The following is a 15,825-nucleotide window of genomic DNA, read 5'->3' as shown; positions in this document are numbered from 1 at the left end:
GACGCCCACTCGGGATACTGGCCGCAGAAAGCGTGCCTTCAAGTCCGACGCCGCGCAACGCCCACCCATGAATCCAGGCGATCGCGTTCGCGTCACCCGCGCGGATCGCACGTACGAAGGCGTGTTACTCCCCTCGAGCACCGACGACCACCTCGTCGTGAAACTCGAGGGCGGCTACAACGTCGGTATCGACCGCGCCGAGGCCGACGTCGAACGACTCGAATCGGACGTCTACGAGATCGATGGCACCGATGCAACGGGCGACGACGGGGCCTCGGAGATCGAGTTCGACGAGGACCTGCCGACGATCTCGCTGATCTCGACGGGTGGCACGATCGCCTCGACGGTCGACTACCGCACGGGCGCGGTGACGGCCCAGTTCGACGCCGAAGACGTTCTGCGCGCCGTGCCGGATCTGGCGGGACGAGCGAACTACCGCGGGAGAGTCGTTACCAACATCCTGTCGGAGAATATGGACCCACAAATATGGCAGGAACTCGCCGATGCCGTCGCCGAGGAGATCGAAGCCGGCGCCGACGGCGTCGTCGTCATGCACGGCACCGACACGATGCAGTACTCCGCTGCCGCGCTTTCTTTTCTGCTCGAGACGCCGGTGCCGATCGTCTTTACGGGCTCCCAGCGCTCGGCGGACCGGCCCTCTTCGGATAACGTCATGAACGCCGTCTCGGCCGTCGAAGCCGCGAAAAGCGACTGCGCGGAGGTACTGGTCTGTATGCACGGGACCGAAAGCGACGACGTCTGTGCACTCCACCGTGGCACACGGGTCCGGAAGAACCACACCTCGCGCCGAAATGCCTTCGAGACCGTCGGAGCGGAGCCGCTGGGCGAAGTCGACTACGAGACTGAAGCGATCGACTTCCGGCGAGCGTACCAGCAGCGAGACGCCGTCGACCTCGAGCGAGCCACCGCCCTCGAGAGCGACGTCGAACTACTCAAGTTCACGCCCGGGATGGATCCCGCGTTCCTCGACGTCGTCGAGGGCTCGGCGGGCCTGATCATCGAGGGCACTGGCCTCGGCCACGTCCACACCGATCTTATCCCCCGAATCGAGGAACTGATCGACGACGGCACGACAGTCATTATGACCAGCCAATGTCTCGAGGGTCGGGTCTGTGACCGGGTTTACGATACAGGCCGGGACCTCCTCGAGGCCGGCGTCATCGAAGCCGGCGACACGCTCCCCGGAACGGCAAAGGTGAAACTGATGTGGGCACTCGAGCACAGCGACAACGTCGAAGAGGCGATGGGGACGTCGCTGGCCGGCGAGATCCAACAGCGGTCGGTCCCCTGGGAGTAGTCGGCTCGCTGCTCGTCGCTGTTGGCAAGCCGTGCGCTGACTGGGGTGAGGCCTTTTTTGCTGCGACTCGAACGATCGAGCTATGAGCGACGCGACAGACGCTGCTCTCGACCTCGAGATTCGCCGCGCGACTCACGACGACTCCGACGCCGTCGTCGGCTTTACGAGCGAGATCTGGGCCGACCGCGGCGGCGACTACATCCCCGACATCTATCACGACTGGCTCGAGGCCGACGACGAGACGGGCAAGAAAACCTTTCTCGCAACGATCGACGGCGAGGCTGTTGGGATCGTCCAAGCGGTGCTGCTCACGGCCGATGAGGCCTGGTTTCAGGGCATTCGCGTCGCCGCTGACTACCGGGGACGGGGGGTCAGCCACCGACTCAACGAGGCCTGCTTCGAGTGGGCACGCCAGCACGGAGCCACGGTCGCTCGCGTGATGATTTTCTCGTGGAATACGGTCTCGATCGGTGCAGCGCGAGCCAGCGGCTACGAGCCGCTCACCGAGTTCCGGTTTGCCCATCCAGACCCCGACCCGGCCGCAGAGGGACCACAGTCGGTCTCGAGCGATCCGACAGCCGCCTGGCGTTACTGGACCCACAGCGACGCCCGAACGCACCTCTCCGGCCTCGGACTTGCACCCGAGACGTCGTGGGCCGTCAGAGAGATCACCAGCGACGATTTCGAACGGTTCGCCGACGAGACGGCCGTCTTCGCTGTCGAGGGCGAGGCCGGTCTCGCGGGCGCGGCCTACCGCTCGCGGACCTTCGAGCGGGACGTCGAGGACGAGTCGGGCGACTCGAGGACCGAGACGTGGGCCGAGTACGGCGTTAGCGCGTGGGACGATGCCACGGCTGCGCGATCGCTGTTTGCCGCGATTGCTCGAGATGCTGCTGCCTGCGGGGCCGACGAGACGCGGGTGGTGCTCCCCGAGACCGCTCGCGCCGTCAGCGACGCCGCCTACGCGGGCGTCGAACTCGCCGCAGAACCGGACTTCGTGCTCGGGATCGATCTCGCGGTGGAGTGACGGCTCCTATCGTGTGGCTCGGGATCGACGGCAACTACCCGCCGCTGACCGGCGGGAACAGCGCCAGTTCGTCCCCGCCCTCGAGTTCCGTCTCGAGGCCCTCCGCCTCGACTAAGACGTTGGTTCCGTTTCGCAACACGTTGATCTGGGATCGTAACTCGCCGTCGTCGTCGAGGACGCGCTCTTCGAGGGCGGGTGCGTCCGCGAGGAGGGCCTCGAGGGCGTCATCGACGGTGTCACCGGCAGCCGCGTCGACGGTGATGTGTTTGTCGCCCGCGTGTTCGGCGAGGTCGGCAAAGAGCTTCCACTCCGTGGACATACGTGGCGGTATCGGGGCCGAAGCCAAGTAGCTACCGCTCCCGTGTGTCTGCTGCCGCCGACTGCGGGTTCCCAGCACGCTCTCCGTCGGTGACTCGCCGTAACGCGTCCGGACGGCCCAGCGCGTAGGCGACGTCGCCGGCCTCGAGGCGGGTCGTCCCGTCGGGAAACGCGATCGGCTCGTCGGCGGCCGCCCCGGCGCGCTCGAGGGCCACGACGAGCACTGGGAGCGAGTCGACCGTCGTCCCCTCGAGTGCGTCGCCCGCGGCGACGGTGAGCGTCGTCACGGTTTCGTCGGCTGCCCGGAGCAGCGAGACGAGCTCTCTCTCCGCACTTGGATTCCGTGGCAGTGTCACCAGGCGGTAGGGCATGTCGGCGTTGGTCCGCGCCAGCCCCGCGTGACGGCCGTCGTCCCGTTCCGAGGAGTCGGTGCTGTTCGTCACCCGGGCCCCCAGCTCCCGTGCGTCGTCGGCGTCGACCGCGACGGTGGCCACGTCGTCGGCGACGCCCCGGAGTTCGCCGCCGGTGGCTCGTCGAAGCGAGTCCGCATCGCGTCGCCAGATCCGAACGGCGTCGCCCGGACTGGCGTCGGGTGCGGGGTCCGCACGGATCGCAACGGCGACGCTTCCCGGGGCGAGCGTCGGGCCGAGCCCCGCCGGGCGACTGCCGACCGCGAGGTACTCGATCGTCCCGTCGGCTGCGAACTCGACGTCGACGTGGCCGATCCCGTGATCGCGCTCGAGGCGATCGATCAGTCGCTCACGAAGCGCCTCGGGATCGAGTCGCCGCGGGAGGAGCACCGTTCGACCCGCCAGCTCCGCTTTCGTTGAGGGGTCGACAGGGTCGTAGCCGTCGACGTCCTCGATCGTTTCGGGGAGGGTGACGCTGACGACGCGGCCAGCCGAGCGGACGAGTTGGCTGACTTCGGTGATCGTCCGGGGAGTCGCGATCGAGAACACGTCTCGAGCGAGGTACTCGCCGAGCCGCCGGCCGCCGTCGGCGGCGATCGCACTCACGACGAACGCGGTGACGGTGTAGACAGCCGTCTCCGGGTCGAGCAACGGCGTCTCGCCGATGATCGCATCCTGCAGCGCCGTCTTCGTGTTCAGCCAGATCGCGACCATCGAGACACCGAACAGGATCGCCACGCCCTCGGGGATCTCGTCGGTACTGTACCAGTAGTAGACGAACGCGACGCCAGTGGCTGCCCCACCCGCGAGCAGGCTGAACCCGAGCAGTCGAACGACCGCGTCCAGCAGCGCCTCGAGGGAAAGCGACTGCGCGACGATGGGCGCAATCATCTCCGGTCACCACCGCTGGTGGCCGCTGTCGTTGTCGAGGGAGTCCTCATCGGACGATCGCCTCCGCGAACGCCTCCGTCGACGGCTCCGGGCCCGCGACGAACACCTCGTCGCCGGCCTCAAGGGGGCGCTCGATCCCGGGGCCGAACACCCAGCCGTGGCGACGGCCGCTCGTCTCACTGCCCTGCCGGCGGACGGCGAGGACCGTCACGTCCGTCGTCACGGCGGCATCGTCGTCCGCGCCGGTCGGGCCGACGGTGAGCCGGCGGATCACGTCGCCGGCCCGCCTGACCAGCGCGAAGGCCTCGAACTCCCGGCTCGTGCCTCGTGACCGGACGACGAGCTGTGGAGTCTCCGTCTCGAGCAGTGGTTTGACCGCTTGACGGGCGACCGCGATGGTAACACGACCGACGCCACCGACAGTCGTCGCCCTCGATTTGGGTGGCGACTCCGACTCGACGGTCGTCTCCTTCCCGTCGGAAGCCGCCGTCTCATCGGGGACTTCCGGCTCGCCGGCCGGTGCCTCGGCGTCGACCGAATCGAGATCGGTCCGGGCGCTCAGGACCGTCCCGGTGATCGATCGGTGGTCCGTCTGGACGGTGACCGTGTCGCCCCGGGCCAGCCCCGTCGGGACCAGCGTCGCGAGCGAGACGGCGCGCTGGCCCTCGGGAACCCGCCGGGAGAGTCCGCCCGACGGTGGCGCTGCAATAATCGTCGCCCGGGCCTGCTCGTCGATCGTCACGTCGACGTCGGCGAGGTCGTGGTCCGTCCGCAGGCGTTCCTCGAGGCGGACCTCGAGTTCCGAGAGGGGGATATCGGCGGGGAGTTGCCACGAGCCGGTTTTGAGTGCCCGGCGGAGGTCGGGTGGCAGCGATGGATAGCCCTCCATATTGTGGATTTCGCCGGTTGGCCGAACGGTGACCTGTCCCATCGTGCCGACGAGTTCGACGACGTCGGCCGACAGCGTTCGCTGGCGGATCGAGGTCAACGAAAGTCGTCGTGGGAGTTCCGCGCCGAGTTTGTCGCCCTGGTTGTGAGCGTAGAGGGCGAGCATGAGCACGACGAGGACGGCAACGAGTAGTCGCGGTGATTGGGCGATGTTGGGCTCGACGAGGCCGAGCAGCCCGCCCTGAACGCTGGCGATCGAGAGCGCGAGGACGACGACACCGAACCCGGGGAGCGTGACGCCGGTAAAGTATCGGACGAGAAAGCCGAGCGAGCCAGCGACGAAGGCGGGGACGATGCCGGTCAGGAGACCGAGATAGAGACCGAGGAGGACTTCCACCGGAAGGGTCATGATGGGCGACAGGCCCGGGAACAATAAAGGGGTACCGACGCGGGCGCTCATCGGCAGATCGTCCCGCCCGAGAGACGTTGGAAGCGGCTGTGTGGCTGTCGCTGCGAGGGGATCTGATGGGTGTCAACGCTCACAATCGTCGGTTCGTCTGGAGACGGAGGCGTTAACTAATACCGTCTCGGACCGGGTGTATGGTCGGTGAGGCCCTGTTTGAGCGGCTGCCGGATAACTGGAAACGGATCGTGACGGTCCGGGCAGCCGTCGGACTCGCGCTGACCGTTGCGCTTCTCTCGGTCGTAACGGGGGTTCTACAGATCGGTCAGGAAACAGTCGAATACGGCCTGCTCGCGGGCCGTGTGCCGGATGCCGTCCAGCGGGCGGTCGGCTTTACCGGTGCTCTGACCGGCTTTCTGATGGTCGCGAGCGCACTCGCGTTGCGGCGTGGGTTACGCGCCGGCTGGTGGGCGACACTGATTCTCATGCCGGTGACCGCGATCCAGGGGCTCTTGCAGGTGAGTCAGTACTCGCTCCCGCTGGTCGTGCTCTCGCTGCTTACGATCCCCTTCCTCCTGTTCACCCGCAAGCGCTTCGATCAGGGGCTATCGCTGACGACGACACAACTCGCAGCCGGCGGCGCACTCGTTGGCGTCCAGGCCTACGGCACGTTCGGCGCGTACGCGCTTCGCGAAGATTTCGACGGGATCGAGAACATCCTCGACGCCTTTTATTTTACGCTGATCACCTCGAGCACCGTCGGCTACGGCGATATCGGTCCCGAAAGCCACGAGGCAGTCCTGTTTACGATGACCGTGGTCGTCCTCGGCGTGGCCAGTTTCGGTATCGCGATCGGGGCGCTCGTCGGTCCAGCGATTCAGGCCCGAATCACGAAGACACTCGGAAAAATGACAGACTCACAACTCGAGTTGCTCGAGGATCATATCCTCGTCCTCGGCTACGGCGAACTGACGGAACCGATCGTCGACGAACTCGCGAACAGCGGCCGAGAGTTCGTCGTCGTGACGAACAACCGCGACGTCACACCGGAGCTGACCGATCGCGGGATCGCCGTGATCGCCGCCAACCCGAGCGACGAGGAACCGTTGCAGCGGGCAAAGATCGGCCGTGCGAGCGCGATTCTCGTCGCGACCAACCGTGACGCCGAAGACGCACTCGCGATCCTCACCGCCCGCCAACTCGCGCCGGACACGCGTATCGTCGCCGCTGCAACCGACCGCGAAAATACACAAAAGCTCAAACACGCCGGCGCGGATACGGTGATCAGCCCCTCCGTGCTGGGCGGTCATCTGCTGGTGCGGTCGGCACTCGGTAGCGACGAGAGCGACCTGATCGAGCAAATCATCGGCAGCGATTGAGCCCGCGTCGGCACATACTGCTCGAGCGTCGCGGTTCCGGGACCGTCGAACGGTATCCGTCCCGTCTATCGGTGACGGCCGCGATGAACGATCGCCACGTCGGACTCGAGATCTTTCAGCCGCCGGAACGTCGGCGGGGAGACGAACCGTGAGGCAGCCGATCGATCGGTACTCGAGCCGACGAACACCACGTCGTACTGGGGCGACACACGCGCGAGGTACGATTCGACCGACTCGGTGACGATATGTGTCTCGAAGCGGCCGGAAAAGGCGTCGAGGAGATCCGCAACGGTGTCTTCGGCGCGTCGCCGCTGGGATTCACGCTCGATACAGGTACAGACACTCGTCGGCTGTCGAGCGCCCGTGACCCGCTGTGCGAAGTCGACCATCGCGCGAGCGGTGTCACCGGCCCCACGAACCGCGACGAGACCGTGTGTCCACTGTTGGCGGTCGACAGCAGGGCGGAAGGCGATCACGTCGATCTCGCTGTCGAACAGTCCCGTAATAAACGATGAGAGCCCACCTCGATCGTGTTCGGCGTACGGTGCGACGATGAGATCACAGTTGTGCTCTCGAGCAGTCCGGAGTACGAGGTCGGACGACTGTTCGGCGGCCGCGACGACGACCTCACAGGGCAGGTCGTACTCGCGCTCGAGGCCGGCTGCGAACGACTCGAGCTCGTCGATAGTTCGTTCTGCCATCTCGTCATCAGATTCATCACCGTCTCGTGTCGCCGCTTCCGGGACGGTCTCGACGAGGACGACCTTGCCGGCGGCGTGTGCACTCGCGAGTGCAGCAGCAAAACGGGCGACCGTTTCCGTGTGCTCTCCCATCGGAACGAGGACGTGATCGTCACCGCTGGCCGTCTGATAGAGATATCGCGCGCGTCTCTCGTAGAAGCGGTCTCGCCAGATGACGAACGTGGCGGCGACGAACGAACTCGAGACGATGATCCCGAGCACGTACACGAACTGTGCGTTTCCAGTGACCAAAACGAGCAACGCGGTCGAAAACGCCGTCGGCTCCTCGAGATCGAGCGCCCAGGTGAGGATCCCGGTAAAGAAGACGCCCAGCGCCGCGCCGATCGTGCTCACGGCGCTGCCGTTCAGCCCCACGCCGGTTGCGAGCGCGAGCGCGAGCCACCCACAGAGTGCGCCTGCGGTCATGCCACCGACAAACTTCGCCGGCGTGGAGTAACGGCCCTCGGGATGGGCAAAGAGCGTGTACGTTCCCGACGCCAGCGGCGGAAACAGCAGAAACGAGACGGCGGCCGTCGCGTTCGATAGCCAGGTTACTGCGGCGATGAGCAACGGCACGAAGATCAGCACCGAGAGATGCAGGAGATTTCTCGTGTGTTCGATCCATCGCACGAACGCGTCGAGTTCGCGGCGTTCCAATCGTCGGAGCCGTCGCCAGAGCGACCGAACGCGCGCACGGACCGGCTCGAGCATACGAGACATTGGCCGGGAACCGAGGAAAAGTATTGGTATCAGTACCCGTCGTTACGTCGGTGCACCGTCGAGAATCGCCACGCCGCTTGAGGCCCCGATCCGTTCGGCTCCGGCCTCGAGCATGGCCATCGCCTCGTTGTAGCTGCCGATGCCGCCGCTTGCCTTGACGGGCAGGAACTCGCGCATGCGTTCGACATCCGCAATGGTCGCCCCGCCTTCGGCGAAGCCGGTCGAGGTCTTGACCATCGCGGCGTCGGCCGCGACGGCGGCCTCGCAGGCGCGGTCGATCTCGGTATCGGTCAGCAGCGCGGTCTCGAGGATCACTTTGACCGGGATTGGGACCGCGGCGACGAGTTCGGCGAGTTCGGCCCTGACGGCGTCGTCCTCGCCCGCTTTCAGGCGACCGACGTTGATGACGACGTCGAGTTCGTCCGCGCCGGCCTTCCAGGCGAGGACGCCCTCCCGTCGTTTCACGTCGTGGTCGTTCTGTCCGTGTGGGAACCCGGCAACGGTCACGAGCGTAACCTCGGGTGCGTACTCGGTCGCCATCTCGAGGGCGTACGGCGGAATGCAGGCGTTCATTCCCCACTCGGCGGCGTCGTCGAGCGTCCGACGAACGTCGGTGGGTGTGGTTTCGGGGCCGAGAACGGTGTGATCGATGAGAGGGGCGAGTTCGCTGCGGTTCATACGGGATGGACTCTCCGAACGCTCAAAAACCCGCCCGATCACTTTTGACCGCCGGCGCGTAACTCAGTAGCATGGTAACCCGCCAGCCCGATGTCGATCCGGCCGTCGCGGCAACCGCCGACGACATCGAAGCCATGCGAATCCGCGGGGCGGCGACCATCGCCGACGCGGCTGCCGAGGCGCTTTCGACACAGGCCAAGCGATCGGACGCGACGGCGCCAGACGTCTTCGAGCGACAGCTGCGAGCCGCCGCCAAAACGCTCTACGAGACCCGCCCGACGGCGGTGAGCCTGCCGAACGCGCTCCGGTACGTCCTGCGCGGCATGGACGGCGAGAGCGTTTCGGCGCTTCGGGACGCGACGATCGCTCGCGCCGAGGAGTTTCAACGCGAACTGGCGCGGGCGCAGACCACACTGGGGACAGTCGGTGCGAACCGCCTGCGCGACGGCGACGTCGTGATGACCCACTGTCACTCGACGGACGCGCTGGCCTGTCTCGAGGCCGCTCTCGAGGACGGGAAGGAGGTCGAAGCGATCGTCAAAGAGACGCGCCCGCGAAAGCAAGGCCACATCACGGCCCAGCAACTCCGCGAGTGGGGCGTGCCGGTGACGCTGATCGTCGACAACGCGGCCCGGCGGTATCTCGACGAGGCAGACCACGTGCTGGTGGGGGCAGACAGCATCGCCGCCGACGGGAGCGTGATCAACAAGATCGGCACCAGCGGGTTAGCCGTCAACGCCCGCGAGCGCGGGGTCCCGGTCATGGTTGCCGCCCAGACGATCAAACTCCATCCGGACACGATGACGGGCCACACCGTCGAAATCGAGATGCGCGCCGAGAGTGAGGTCGTCTCGGACGAGGAGCGACGCACGATCACCGGCGATGCCGACGACGGACTCGTCGTCGCAAACCCTGCCTTTGACGTCACGCCACCGCGGTACGTCGACGCCATCGTCACCGAACGCGGCCAGTTTCCGCCCGAGAGCATCGTGACGCTGATGCGAGAGCTGTTCGGCGAGATGACCGGCGAGCCGTGGGAGCCGTAGCGCCGCCGGCATCGGTAGCGACTTTTTGAGGGCCGACTCGAGAGAAAATTCTACTCGAGCGGGCTATTGTCGATCGGAAACTGTTAGTCGCTGGTGTGTGCCAGTACCTGTATGGTAGTACCCGAGGGGTTCGTGCTTCCGCCGTGGTATCTCCTCGTCCCGATGCTCGTGGTGCTGGCGGGGATCATCGCACTGCTGTGGGCACTCGAGCCGCCGGTGACCGATCGGACCGTGCTGGCGTTTGCACCGTGGATGATGTTTGGCTCGACGCTACACGTCCTCCACCGGATGGAGGTGTATCCGGATCGCATCGAGTCACTGTTCGCCTCGCCGAGTGTCTATCTGGTGACGGCGATCGTCGCCGGGGCCGCGTGGATCATCGCGATCTTCCTGTACGCTGGCGGCCTCCAGCCGACGATTTCGCGGTTCGTCGGCATCTCCGGCACCGCCTTCTTCGCCGTTTTCGCGATGGTTACGATCAATATCGGCGTCGAACGGGGGACGCTCGAGCCGTTCTGGCCGGTCATCGCCGTCGTCGCCACCGGGATCGTCACCGCGCTCGCCTGGATCGCGCTGAGTCTCTCGTTTACCGACGTCGCCGCGACCACGGGCATGACCGGTGCACTCGTCGTCTTCGGGCACACGTTAGACGGCGTGTCGACCGCGGTCGGCTACGACGTTCTCGGGGCCGGTGAAACGGTCCCGCTCTCGAGGCTGATCCTCGAGGCCGGCGAGGCGCTGCCGACCGCGGCGTACATCGGTGCCGGCTGGCTGTTCGTCCTCGTCAAGGTCGGCCTCGCGCTGGTGATCCTCGGGCTGTTCAAAGAGTACGTCGACGACCAGCCCCAGCAGGCCCGGACGATCCTCGCACTGGTCGCCGCAGTCGGGCTTGGGCCGGGCATTCACAATGTCTTGCTCTTTCTGATCACCTAGACTTTTTTCGGCGGCCACCGTCTTGCTGTAGCATCGAATGGCTCCCACTGTTCTCACTGCTGGCCACGTTAATTGGGACGTGACGCTCCGTGTCGATCGGCTCCCCGAAGCCGACGGCGAGGCGACGATCCGCTCACAATGCCAGTCCGGCGGCGGGAGCGCTGCAAACGTCGCCGCCGCACTCGCCGGCCTCGAGGTCGACACCGGCCTGATCGGGAGCGTCGGCGACGACGACAACGGGCTGCTGGCCAGACGCGACCTCGAGGACGCGGGCGTCTCGCTGTCGGGGCTGCGCGTCGTCGAGGACGCCGAGACGGCCGTCAAGTACCTGCTCGTCGACGATGACGGCGAGGTCGCGATCCTCGGCAACGACGGCGGCAACGAGGCTCTCCAACCGGCGGACCTCGAGGCCGACCGCATCCGCGCGGCCGACCACGTTCATCTCACGAGCCAACAGCCCGAGACCGCCGCAGCGATCGCCTCGATCGCCACTGATGCCGGCGTAACTGTCAGTTTCGACCCAGGTCGTCGCGTTGGCGACCGCGAGTACGACGCGATGGTTCGGGCAGCCGACGTTCTCTTCGTCACCGAACGCGAGGCCGCGGCGCTGGCCGACGTCGACGGTCTGGACGACCGGCTCGTCGTCGTCACCGCCGGCAGTGACGGCGCGGCAGTCCGAACGCCGGACAAGACGTACACCCACGCCGGATTCGACATCGAGCCCGTCGATACGGCCGGGGCCGGCGACGCGTTTGCGGCGGGCTTTCTCGCGACCCGACTCGCAGGTGGCGACATCGACAGCGCACTCGAGTACGCAAACGCCTGTGGGGCGCTGACAGCAGGGCACGAAGGGGCGCGGAGCGCCCCGACGAAAGCTGCCGTCGAGGCGTTTCTCGCTAACCGATCATAGTCAACACATATTTACAATGACGAGTTCGGGGCGAAACCGATGCAGTCGTGCGGTTCTCACCGGATGTTGTCTGACGGTAGTTATATACACACCGGCGTTGCCCACTCGAGTAGAGAGTCACGGAGACGTGACAGAGAGACATGACGGAAGGAAGGATCAGGGAGTCCCATGGGTGCGAGTTTGAACGCCGCATCCAGTACGATCGAAGTGCGGAGGAGCCGACAAGTATCGCCGCCGCAACAGCACTGGCACAGTACCACGGGGAAGACGTCGTCGAATCAAGTACGCGACTGTACGACTACATCGATCCCGACGCGCTCGATGCCCTCTTTGCGGACACGCAGACGGGGCACCGACGGGAGGCGGGAAGCGTCGAGTTCACGGTCGACGAGCTGACGGTGACGATTCGACCCGACCGGATCGTGGTGCGTCCGACGGCGTGAACGGCACTGCGTCGGTATGAACGGGGCCGATCGATGTTCGTCGATCACTGAATACGCGAACTCGATGCGTCCTCGAATCCTTTTTCTCGCCACCACCGAAAGCACGGCGTATGGCAACCCAACCACACCTGCTGGTCGACGAGGGAGACCTGACCGATCGCGTGCTCATTCCGGGCGACCCCGGCCGCGTCGATCGGATCGCCGGCCACTGTGACGAGGCCGAGACGATCGCCGAAAACCGCGAGTACAAGGTCGTCAACGCTACCTACGAGGGCCAGGAGCTGACGATCTGCTCGACCGGCATCGGCTGTCCGTCGGCTGCGATCGCGCTCGAGGAACTGGCGAACGTCGGCGTCGAGACGTTCATCCGCGTCGGCACGACCGGCGCGCTCCAGTCCGACATCGAGATCGGCGACATGGTCGTCGCGACCGGCGCTGCGAAAAACGAGGGGACCACGAAACGGTACGAGGCCGTCGAGTACCCCGCCGTGCCGGATTACGACGTGCTGTCGGCGTTGGTCGATTCCGCGGAAGCGAACGATGAAGACGTTCACGTCGGCCCCATCGCCTCCGACGACGCCTACTACGCCGAGTCCGAGGACGCCGTCGCCGACTGGGAGGCTGCCGGCCTCCTCGCCGTCGAGATGGAAGCCGCCGCCGTCTTTTCGCTGGCCCGCCGGAAGGGCCTGCGTGCCGGCGCGATCTGTACCGTCGACGGCAACCTCGTCGAGGGCACACAGAAGGGGACCGACACCGAAGACGACGAACTGCCCGACAAAGCCAAGAACAACGTCGGCCGCGCGATCGATATCGCACTCGAGGCCGCCATCGACCTCTAACCGGACCCGTTTTTGTTCGGGTCGACCTGTCCCTCGAGAACTCGTTCTCCCCGTGTCGCGCTCGCCGCTCGAGATGCAGTCAGCGCCGCTGCGAGCGCCGTCGCACCGTCGGTCACCCGTCCCGTCGTCGCGGATAGCGTGCAGGTCGGCGGTCGAAATCAGTTCGTTGGTGGCGCTCGCCTCGGCGTCGTCGGTGATTCAGTCGCCGGGTTCGAGCGGAGGCAATCACTAACACGCTGGCCCGACGAGAGTGCGTATGACAGACCCATCGAGCGACACCGACGTCACCGTTGCTTTCGAGCGAGGCTACGACCGCGACGAACTCGCCGCCGTCTTCGGCGAACTCGAGACGGCGCTGACGGCCGACCGACCGCTGTGGCTGACTGACGGCGACCGGACTGTGCGGGTCACGATACCATCGCCCGTGACCGCGATGGCCGAAACCCGCCGCGACGACGACGCTGACCCGTCGATCGCCGAACTGACACTCGCCTTCGAGTGGGACGATCCGGACGGCTCGAGGCTGCGACTCGAGGACGCCGAGCGCGACGCGCCCGGGGTTGCAAGCGACGAGCCACCAGCCACGGACGACGCGGCGGCCGATTCGAGAATGGCGACGATGCCACCGGACGCGATCGCCGGGGAGGACGAGCCGGAGACGGCTCAAGCGGACGCTTCCGGGGCGGAGTCGGAAGCACAGCCCGAGTCCGAGTCTGCGGCCGACGACCGCGAGCGACACAGCCGATTCGAGGTCTACGAGGACCGCGCGGGCGAGTGGCGCTGGCGGTTGGTACACTGGAACGGCAACATCATCGCCGACAGCGGCGAAGGATACGCCTCGCGGTCGAACGCCAGACGCGCCGCACGCGGGGTTATGCGCAACGCGCCGACTGCGACGCTCGAGGACGCCGAGCGCTGATCGACGCCGTCACCGTTCACGGACGAACCCGTCAGCGTCGAACTCGACCGCCGGCGACCGGGACGCCGACTCATACCGGAGCGACGGCGTCGATCCGTCCGGGATCGCGTCGTACTCCTGGAGAAACGCGACGATGCCGCGTTTGCCGCCGAAGTCACCGCGATAGCGGCGAAACAGCCGCGGCACGGTGGCGATGTCGCGATCTCGGTCGTCCGTCACGTTTTCCTCGAGAAACCACGTGACGGCGGTGTCTAACGCCGCCTCGACATCGGCCGGCGAGTGGACTGCTGTGGGGGTGGCGTTGTCGGCACTGTCGCTTACCGCGAAATGGATTCGCGGATCGCAGTCCGGCAGCCGAAACTGTCGCTCGAACGACGACGGAAACGGGCGCGGCAGATAGCCAAATCCCCACGGATGTTTCGAACAGCGAAGCATGCCGTGCTCGATGTCGTTGAGGCTTATCCAGACGCCACTCACCGGGATCCGGTCACGAGTGCGGAGCTTCCAGCGCGCTCGAACACCGCCCTCGGGCAGCGCCGGCTCGGCCTCCGAGAGCAACTGCGCGTAGGCGTTATAACAGTTGAGCCAGAAGGCGAGTTTTCCCTCGCGGCTGGCGAGTGCGCGCTCTAGTCGTGACCGCTCGAGCGTCGCGAGCTGGTCTTGCAGCCAGTCGGTGTCGCCCTCGGTCTTGACTGTGTACAACAGATCAGCCGACAGAGAGAGGGGATCGAGCTGGGTCGGCATTCGTTCGATAGTTGGCGAACCAGACTCTTGAAGCCGTGTGGCGAGTGGCAGTGACACTCTCATCGAGGGACACGTCTGGATCAGTTTTATCCGACACTTCGTGGAGAGAAACACTGTGAACCTGAGCAAGGGGTATCTCTTAGCGCTCGTCCTCCTCTTTGCGTACCTCTCGTGGCAACTGGTGACGCCGTTTCTGCAGTTCGTCCTCGGGGCCGTACTCATCGCGTTCGTCTGTTATCCGCTCCAGACCCGACTCGAGGCGTACGTGTCGCCGTCGATCGCCGCGTTCGCGCTCGTCGTGTTATCGGTCGTCACCGTCATCATCCCCTTCGTCCTCGTGGCCGCTGTCGTTGCCGACGAGGCTGCACGACTCACTCAGGACCGCGATCCGAGAACGGTACAGACCGACGAACTCGAGGCGTGGATTGAAGCCCAGACAGGACTCGAGGTTGATCTCATGGAGACGGTCGTTTCCTCCGCGGAACAGATCGGAACTGTCGTTTTCGAGCAGACGACGGCGTGGTTCAGCGTGGTGACCCACGCCCTGATCGGCCTCGGGGTGGCCCTGTTTCTCCTCTATTACTTGCTCAAAGACGGCGACGACCTGCTACGGTGGCTTCGAGAGACGACGCCGCTTCCCGACGCCGTCCAGGACGATCTCTACGGTGAACTCAGCGACGTCATGTGGGCCGTGCTCGTGGGCCACGTCCTGATCGCGATCATCCAGGGTGTCATCGCCGGACTGGGGCTGTTTGCAACAGACATTCCGAACGCCGCGTTCTGGACGTTCGTCATGGTGATCCTCGCGCTCATACCGTTGATCGGCGCGTTTCTCGTCTGGGGCCCGGCCGTGGGGTATCTCCTGCTCATCGGCGACCCGATCCTCGCTATTCTGCTGGCGATCTACAGCACGATCGTCGTCGGCCTCTCGGACGACTATCTGCGGCCGATCGTCGTCGATCGGTACGCCAGACTCAGCCCCGCCGTCATCATCATCGGCGTGCTCGGTGGCCTCTACGCCTACGGCATCATGGGGCTGTTTTTTGGCCCCGTGCTCGTCGGCGGCCTGTTCGCGACCCTCGATGTCGTCAACGACCATTACGACCGTCTCGGCGACGAGCCGTGAGACGCGATCGAGCGTTTCCCGACTGTTGTCCGGCAGTATAACTCGAGGACTCCGTAGCGGCCGCTATCGATACACCGCTGTATCGCGTAGATC

16 protein-coding genes are annotated in these 15,825 nt (G+C 65.8%); 10 read left to right on the top strand and 6 right to left on the bottom strand.

Annotated elements, in window-relative coordinates:
- Positions 1-67 precede the first annotated feature (67 nt).
- Together gatD and BW940_RS14055 are read left to right on the top strand one after the other, a co-directional pair.
- Positions 68-1,318, top strand: coding sequence for a Glu-tRNA(Gln) amidotransferase subunit GatD (gatD, locus tag BW940_RS14060; RefSeq protein ID WP_076609850.1), 1,251 nt, complete (start codon positions 68-70; stop codon positions 1,316-1,318).
- Positions 1,319-1,400: 82 nt separating this feature from the next.
- Positions 1,401-2,345, top strand: a complete 945-nt coding sequence (locus tag BW940_RS14055; protein ID WP_076609849.1) for a GNAT family N-acetyltransferase — start codon at positions 1,401-1,403, stop codon at positions 2,343-2,345.
- A gap of 34 nt (positions 2,346-2,379) precedes the next feature.
- On the opposite strand, the gene BW940_RS14050 is transcribed toward BW940_RS14055, so the two are convergent.
- From BW940_RS14050 to BW940_RS14040, 3 genes are read right to left on the bottom strand one after another with little or no spacing between them, the layout of a single operon-like run.
- Complete coding sequence (locus BW940_RS14050) at positions 2,380-2,664, bottom strand: ubiquitin-like small modifier protein 1 (RefSeq protein ID WP_076609848.1); 285 nt, start codon at positions 2,662-2,664, stop codon at positions 2,380-2,382.
- Positions 2,665-2,695: 31 nt separating this feature from the next.
- On the bottom strand, positions 2,696-3,964 hold the full coding sequence (locus BW940_RS14045) for a TrkA C-terminal domain-containing protein (RefSeq protein WP_076609847.1): 1,269 nt from the start codon (positions 3,962-3,964) through the stop codon (positions 2,696-2,698).
- A gap of 46 nt (positions 3,965-4,010) precedes the next feature.
- Positions 4,011-5,261 (bottom strand): potassium transporter TrkA, encoded by a 1,251-nt coding sequence (locus BW940_RS14040; protein ID WP_076609846.1) that lies wholly within the window; start codon positions 5,259-5,261, stop codon positions 4,011-4,013.
- 191 nt (positions 5,262-5,452) lie between these two features.
- On the opposite strand from BW940_RS14040, the gene BW940_RS14035 reads away from it, so the two are divergent.
- Positions 5,453-6,634 carry an NAD-binding protein gene (locus tag BW940_RS14035; protein ID WP_076609845.1) on the top strand — a complete coding sequence of 394 codons (1,182 nt, stop codon included), beginning with the start codon at positions 5,453-5,455 and terminating at the stop codon, positions 6,632-6,634.
- Positions 6,635-6,699: 65 nt separating this feature from the next.
- On the opposite strand, the gene BW940_RS14030 is transcribed toward BW940_RS14035, so the two are convergent.
- On the bottom strand, positions 6,700-8,085 hold the full coding sequence (locus BW940_RS14030; RefSeq protein ID WP_076609844.1) for an HPP family protein: 1,386 nt from the start codon (positions 8,083-8,085) through the stop codon (positions 6,700-6,702).
- Positions 8,086-8,136: 51 nt separating this feature from the next.
- Positions 8,137-8,772, bottom strand: coding sequence for a deoxyribose-phosphate aldolase (gene deoC / locus BW940_RS14025; protein ID WP_076609843.1), 636 nt, complete (start codon positions 8,770-8,772; stop codon positions 8,137-8,139).
- 71 nt (positions 8,773-8,843) lie between these two features.
- On the opposite strand from deoC, the gene BW940_RS14020 reads away from it, so the two are divergent.
- From BW940_RS14020 to BW940_RS13995, 6 genes are all read left to right on the top strand, one after another.
- Positions 8,844-9,818: a ribose 1,5-bisphosphate isomerase gene (locus BW940_RS14020; RefSeq protein ID WP_076609842.1), complete on the top strand. Its 975-nt coding sequence runs from the start codon at positions 8,844-8,846 to the stop codon at positions 9,816-9,818.
- 111 nt (positions 9,819-9,929) lie between these two features.
- Positions 9,930-10,751 carry a DUF63 family protein gene (locus BW940_RS14015; RefSeq protein WP_076609841.1) on the top strand — a complete coding sequence of 274 codons (822 nt, stop codon included), beginning with the start codon at positions 9,930-9,932 and terminating at the stop codon, positions 10,749-10,751.
- A 37-nt stretch (positions 10,752-10,788) separates the two neighbouring features.
- The gene (locus BW940_RS14010) at positions 10,789-11,661 is read left to right on the top strand and encodes a carbohydrate kinase family protein (protein WP_076609840.1); all 873 of its coding nucleotides are present in this window, start codon (positions 10,789-10,791) and stop codon (positions 11,659-11,661) included.
- A 140-nt stretch (positions 11,662-11,801) separates the two neighbouring features.
- Positions 11,802-12,104 (top strand): HalOD1 output domain-containing protein, encoded by a 303-nt coding sequence (locus tag BW940_RS14005; protein WP_076609839.1) that lies wholly within the window; start codon positions 11,802-11,804, stop codon positions 12,102-12,104.
- Between the two features lie 110 nt (positions 12,105-12,214).
- Positions 12,215-12,943 (top strand): nucleoside phosphorylase, encoded by a 729-nt coding sequence (locus tag BW940_RS14000; protein ID WP_076609838.1) that lies wholly within the window; start codon positions 12,215-12,217, stop codon positions 12,941-12,943.
- Between the two features lie 256 nt (positions 12,944-13,199).
- Entirely contained in the window at positions 13,200-13,862 is a 663-nt protein-coding gene (locus tag BW940_RS13995) for an amphi-Trp domain-containing protein (protein WP_076609837.1), read from the top strand.
- 9 nt (positions 13,863-13,871) lie between these two features.
- On the opposite strand, the gene BW940_RS13990 is transcribed toward BW940_RS13995, so the two are convergent.
- Positions 13,872-14,606 (bottom strand): DUF547 domain-containing protein, encoded by a 735-nt coding sequence (locus BW940_RS13990; RefSeq protein WP_076609836.1) that lies wholly within the window; start codon positions 14,604-14,606, stop codon positions 13,872-13,874.
- Positions 14,607-14,721: 115 nt separating this feature from the next.
- Here BW940_RS13990 and BW940_RS13985 point away from each other — a divergent pair, with 115 nt between their 5' ends.
- Positions 14,722-15,732 (top strand): AI-2E family transporter, encoded by a 1,011-nt coding sequence (locus BW940_RS13985; protein ID WP_076609899.1) that lies wholly within the window; start codon positions 14,722-14,724, stop codon positions 15,730-15,732.
- Positions 15,733-15,825 lie beyond the last annotated feature (93 nt).

Source organism: Natronorubrum thiooxidans, assembly GCF_900156475.1.
In the GTDB taxonomy this organism is placed as follows: Archaea; Halobacteriota; Halobacteria; order Halobacteriales; family Natrialbaceae; genus Natronorubrum; species Natronorubrum thiooxidans.
The sequence above is the reverse complement of the archived record's forward strand: the minus strand, read 5'-3'. Positions and strand labels throughout refer to the sequence as shown.